This window comes from Nocardioides sp. P5_C9_2 (assembly GCF_054049555.1).
Map to the genome: position 1 here is coordinate 1 of NZ_JBFUMD010000455.1, position 3156 is coordinate 3156.

General features: G+C 74.1%; 2 protein-coding genes and 1 pseudogene. 1 reads left to right on the plus strand and 2 read right to left on the minus strand.

Annotation, left to right across the window (positions count from 1 at the left end; translation table 11 throughout):
* Positions 1-318: pseudogene (locus ACXJKL_RS18000) on the plus strand (hypothetical protein); the annotation flags it as partial.
* Positions 319-798: 480 nt separating this feature from the next.
* Here the strand turns inward: ACXJKL_RS18000 and ACXJKL_RS18005 are convergent.
* Together ACXJKL_RS18005 and ACXJKL_RS18010 are read right to left on the minus strand one after the other, a co-directional pair.
* Positions 799-1101: a hypothetical protein gene (locus ACXJKL_RS18005; RefSeq protein WP_457208379.1), complete on the minus strand. Its 303-nt coding sequence runs from the start codon at positions 1099-1101 to the stop codon at positions 799-801.
* 9 nt (positions 1102-1110) lie between these two features.
* Positions 1111-3156 (minus strand): Zn-binding domain-containing protein (locus ACXJKL_RS18010; protein WP_457208380.1); only part of this gene is annotated, 2046 nt, incomplete at its 5' end.

The window sequence follows — 3156 nt, forward strand, 5'->3', positions numbered from 1 at the left end:
GCCGCCGACCTGGCGGCCCTGGCCGGGGCCGTCGCCGCGAGCCACGGACGGGACGCCTGCGCCGCCGCGACGCGGACCGCCCGGGCCAACGAGGCGGACCTCGTCGCCTGTGCCCGCTCCGGGACCGCAGTGCGGGTGATCGTCCTGGTGCCCGGGGTCGCCGTGCTGGGAGGTCCGCCCCACGACATCAGGGCCGAGGCTCGCGCGGGTAGTAGATCGGAGGGCTCGGGAATCGGCACTAGGCAAGTGAGGTCATTGCCGGTGCCGACGATGCCTTCCTACCTTGTGGCGCTCACGCACGAGGGGGGATCTCGATGAGGTTTGCGCGCGCATCAATCACGGTCCCGGGACGTCACCGCAGCCGCGGGACGTCCCGGGTTACGTCGAGGCTGCCCGGGACGGCCAGGTGCCGCGGGTGCCCCCGAGCCCGCCACGGGTCGAAGGGCCCACGGCGGCCGGGGCGCTGCGCCGGGTCGCCGTGATCGGCGGCGTGTCGGTGCTCGCCGTGGTCGCGGCCGTGCTCCTCGGGGCCGATGACGGTCGGCTGGCGTTCACCACGGTCGGCGTGGTGCTGGCGGTGGCCGGTGTCGGGGCCGCCGTCACCGGGGCTGCCGTACGCCGCTTCGGTGTCGTCCAGCTGTCCGAGCTCGGGCGTGGCTACACGACGACCACCTACGAGATGGGGCGCTGGTGGCTGAGGGCCGCACCGGGCGGTCCGATGACCGTGGGGTGGGTGCGGACACCAGTGGACCGGTTACGCCCCAACCGGCGGGCGGTGATCGCCGGTCGGGTCTGGTGTCAGATGCGCTCGTCGGGAGCCGTGGGGTGCTCGTCGCGGCGATCGGACTCCACGCGGTCCAGCTTCTCGTTGAGCCGGGTGAGCTCCTTGCGCTCGCGCCGGTGCGCGAGGCCGCGGCGGGTGCCCCACTTGAGGATCGAGTAGCCCCAGAGCACGGCCGCGCCCGCGGCCACTCCGACCAGGAAGATCGACAGGGTGCTCATGTCGATCCCCAGGAGCACACCGCTGCCCTCGCTGACGAAGATCGCCGACAGGATCGCGATCGCCCCGAGAATGATCAGCAGCAGTCCCAGAATCACCATGGGCGAAGGTTACCCACCCGTGGCATGGGTCAGCAGCAGGTCCAGCAGCGCGACCGCCCCGGGCTTGTCCAGGGGGTTGTTCTGGCTGCCGCACTTGGGCGACTGGATGCAGGAGGGGCACCCGGCCTCGCACTCGCACCCGGCGATGGCCTCCCGGGTCGCGGTCAGCCACTCGCGTGCCGCGACGAACCCGCGCTCGGCGAAGCCCGCGCCGCCCGGGTGCCCGTCGTGGACGAAGACCGTCAGGCATCCGGTGTCGGCGTGCAGCGCGGTCGACACGCCGCCGATGTCCCAGCGGTCGCACGTCGCGAAGAGTGGCAGCAGGCCGATCGAGCAGTGCTCGGCCGCGTGCGCCGCACCCGGCAGGTCGGCCGCGGCGAGGCCCGACTCGGCCAGCAGGTCGGCCGGGACGGTCCACCACACCGCCGTGGTGCGCAGCGACCGCTCCGGCAGGTCGAGCGGCTCCTCGCCCAGCACCTCGCCGCCCGGCTGGCGCCGCTTGAGGAAGGACACGACCTGGTGCGAGACGTCGACCTCGCCGAGCGAGAGGCGGCAGGCGCCCCAGTCGCGGTGCTCGCGCTCGGCGAGCACGGTGATGTCGGTGACCTCGCGGGCGGTGGTCGAGTAGTCGGGATCGGCGGGGTGCATCACGGCGACGTGCTCGTCGAGGTCGAGCGACTCGACGAGCCAGGTCTCGCCCCGGTGCACGTAGACCGCGCCGGGGTGGGCGGTGCCGTGGGCGCTGGCCCCGTCGACGGTGCCGATGACCCGGCCGGTCGACGACTCGATCAGCTGCACCTGGCTGCCGCCGGTGGAGCGGATGTCGGCCAGGTCGCTCGCCCGCCGGCGGTCGGTCCAGAACCACCCCCGTGCCCGGCGACGGAGCAGACCGCTCTCGGCGAGCCGCTCGACCACGTCGCGGGACGTCGGACCGAAGAGCGGGAGGTCCTCCTCGGTCAACGGCGCCTCCTGGGCGGCGGCGCAGAGGTGGGGGCCCAGGACGTAGGGGTTGGTGGTGTCGAAGACCGTCGCCTCCACCGGACGGCCGATGAGCGCCTCAGGATGGCTGACGAGGTAGGTGTCCAGCGGGTCGTCGCGGGCCACCAGGATCCCGAGCGCGTCCTGCGCGCCTCGCCCGGCCCGGCCGACCTGCTGCCACAGGGCCGCCCGGGTGCCCGGGAATCCTGCGATCAGGACCGCGTCGAGACCGCTGATGTCGATGCCGAGCTCGAGCGCGTTGGTGGCGGCGAGACCGGTGAGCTCACCGCGTCGCAGGGCCGCCTCGAGCGCCCGGCGCTCCTCGGGCAGGTAGCCACCGCGGTAGGCCGCCACCCGGGACGGGAGCGACGGGTCGACCTCGGCAAGCAGCTCGGCCGCCGTGAGGGCCACCTGCTCCGCCCCGCGCCGGGACCGGACGAAGGCGAGGGTCCGCACGTCCTCGGCCACCAGGTCTGCCAGCAGGTCGGCCACCTCCGACGACGCGGCCCGACGGACCGGGGCGCCGTGCTCGCCGGCGTGGCTGACGAACGGCGGCTCCCACAGCAGCAGCGAGACCTGGCCGCGAGGGGAGTGATCGGCCGTCACCGCCTCGACCGGCAGCCCGGTCAACCGCCCGGCCGCGACCTCCGGGTCGGAGACGGTGGCAGAGGCCAGCACGAACGTCGGCGACGCGCCGTACATCGCGCACACCCGCCGGAGCCGGCGCAGCACGTGCGAGACGTGGGCGCCGAAGACACCGCGGTAGTGGTGGCACTCGTCGACGACGACGTACTGCAGGGAGGCGAAGAACGACCCCCACCGGGCGTGCCCGGGCAGCAGCGAGCGGTGCAGCATGTCGGGGTTGGTGAGCACGTACTCCCCGAAGTCGCGCGTCCACTCCCGTTGCTCGCGCGGGCTGTCGCCGTCGTGCGTCGCGGCCCGGACGTCGAGCCCGAGCCCGGCGATCGTGGACAGCTGGTCGTGGGCCAGGGCCTTGGTGGGGGCGAGGTAGAGGACGCCGGCACCCCGCTCGCCGCGGGCGCCGCGCGAGGTCCTGATCGCGGCGAGGGCCGGCAG

Excerpts from the sequence above, each read along its gene's own strand:
- ACXJKL_RS18005 (WP_457208379.1), bottom strand. The coding sequence starts at position 1,101 with ATGGTGATTCTGGGACTGCTGCTGATCATTCTCGGGGCGATCGCGATC.